Annotated in this window: 1 rRNA gene (only partly in view); it reads right to left on the bottom strand. The window is 51.4% G+C overall.

Annotation, left to right across the window (positions count from 1 at the left end):
• Nucleotides 1-2,500: ribosomal RNA gene (locus tag ACJJIK_RS14180) — 23S ribosomal RNA — on the bottom strand (it extends past both window edges: 257 nt to the left, 139 nt to the right).

Raw genomic sequence — 2,500 nt, forward strand, 5'->3', positions numbered from 1 at the left:
AACTCTTCTCAAATCTCCAACGCCCACGGCAGATAGGGACCGAACTGTCTCACGACGTTCTAAACCCAGCTCGCGTACCACTTTAAATGGCGAACAGCCATACCCTTGGGACCGGCTTCAGCCCCAGGATGTGATGAGCCGACATCGAGGTGCCAAACACCGCCGTCGATGTGAACTCTTGGGCGGTATCAGCCTGTTATCCCCGGAGTACCTTTTATCCGTTGAGCGATGGCCCTTCCATACAGAACCACCGGATCACTATGACCTACTTTCGTACCTGCTCGACATGTCTGTCTCGCAGTCAAGCGCACTTATACCATTATGCTCATTGCATGATTTCCGACCATGCTGAGTGCACCTTCGTACTCCTCCGTTACTCTTTGGGAGGAGACCGCCCCAGTCAAACTACCCACCATACACTGTCCTCGATCCGGATAACGGACCAGAGTTAGAACCTCAAACATACCAGGGTGGTATTTCAAGGACGGCTCCACAATAACTAGCGTCATTGCTTCAAAGCCTCCCACCTATCCTACACAAATAGGCTCAAAGTTCAGTGCAAAGCTGTAGTAAAGGTTCACGGGGTCTTTCCGTCTAGCCGCGGGTACACTGCATCTTAACAGCGATTTCAATTTCACTGAGTCTCTGGTGGAGACAGCGTGGCCATCGTTACGCCATTCGTGCAGGTCGGAACTTACCCGACAAGGAATTTCGCTACCTTAGGACCGTTATAGTTACGGCCGCCGTTTACCGGGGCTTCGATCAAGAGCTTCGCCGAAGCTAACCCCATCAATTAACCTTCCGGCACCGGGCAGGCGTCACACCGTATACGTCCTCTTACGAGTTTGCACAGTGCTATGTTTTTAATAAACAGTCGCAGCCACCTGGTCACTTCGACCGGCCTCAGCTTAGGGAGCAAGTCCCATCACCAAAACCGGCGTACCTTCTCCCGAAGTTACGGTACCATTTTGCCTAGTTCCTTCACCAGAGTTCTCTCAAGCGCCTTGGTATTCTCTACCTGACCACCTGTGTCGGTTTAGAGTACGATTCACTATTACCTGAAGCTTAGAAGTTTTTCCTGGAAGCAGGGCATCAACCACTTCACCCACTAAGTGGGCTTCGTCATCAGCTCTCAGCCTTCTCATTAAAGAGTATGACCCGGATTTGCCTAAGTCATAAGCCTACAACCTTAAACATGGACAACCAATCGCCATGCCGGCCTAGCCTTCTCCGTCACTCCGTCGCAGTAATAGCGAGTACAGGAATATTAACCTGTTTCCCATCGACTACGGCTTTCGCCCTCGCCTTAGGGGTCGACTAACCCTGTCCCGATTAGCGTTGGACAGGAACCCTTGGTCTTCCGGCGGGGGGGTTTTTCACCCCCCTTATCGTTACTCATGTCAGCATTCGCACTTGTGATACCTCCAGCAGACCTCCCGATCCACCTTCAACGGCTTACACAACGCTCCTCTACCATGCTAATAAATTAGCATCCGCAGCTTCGGTTATCAGTTTGAGCCCCGGTATATCTTCCGCGCAGGCCGACTCGACTAGTGAGCTATTACGCTTTCTTTAAAGGATGGCTGCTTCTAAGCCAACCTCCTAGCTGTCTGGGCCTTCCCACATCGTTTCCCACTTAACTGATATTTGGGACCTTAGCTGGCGGTCTGGGTTGTTTCCCTTTCCACGACGGACGTTAGCACCCGCCGTGTGTCTCCCGCGATTGCACTCCTCGGTATTCGGAGTTTGCATGGGGTTGGTAAGTCGGGATGACCCCCTAGCCCAAACAGTGCTCTACCCCCGAGGGTGAGACGCGAGGCGCTACCTAAATAGCTTTCGAGGAGAACCAGCTATCTCCCGGCTTGATTAGCCTTTCACTCCGATCCACAGGTCATCCCCTAATTTTTCAACATTAGTGGGTTCGGTCCTCCAGTTGATGTTACTCAACCTTCAACCTGCCCATGGATAGATCGCCGGGTTTCGGGTCTATTGCCTGCAACTAAACGCCCTATTAAGACTCGATTTCTCTACGGCTCCCCTAAGCGGTTAACCTTGCTACAGACAATAAGTCGCTGACCCATTATACAAAAGGTACGCAGTCACCCCGAAGGGCTCCTACTGCTTGTACGTATACGGTTTCAGGTTCTATTTCACTCCCCTCTCCGGGGTTCTTTTCGCCTTTCCCTCACGGTACTGGTTCACTATCGGTCAGCTGGGAGTATTTAGCCTTGGAGGATGGTCCCCCCATGTTCAGTCAAGATAACACGTGTCCCGACCTACTCGATTTCACTCTAAATGCCTTTTCGTGTACGGGGCTATCACCCTGTATCGCGGTACTTTCCAGAACCTTCCACTAAAACATAAAGAGCTTAAGGGCTAATCCCCGTTCGCTCGCCGCTACTAAGGGAATCTCTATTGATTTCTTTTCCTCCGGGTACTTAGATGTTTCAGTTCCCCGGGTTCGCCTCCATAACCTATGTATTCAGTTATGGATACTCCT

The sequence above is a fragment of the Microbulbifer regidiadema (SeqCode) genome (assembly GCF_052466995.1).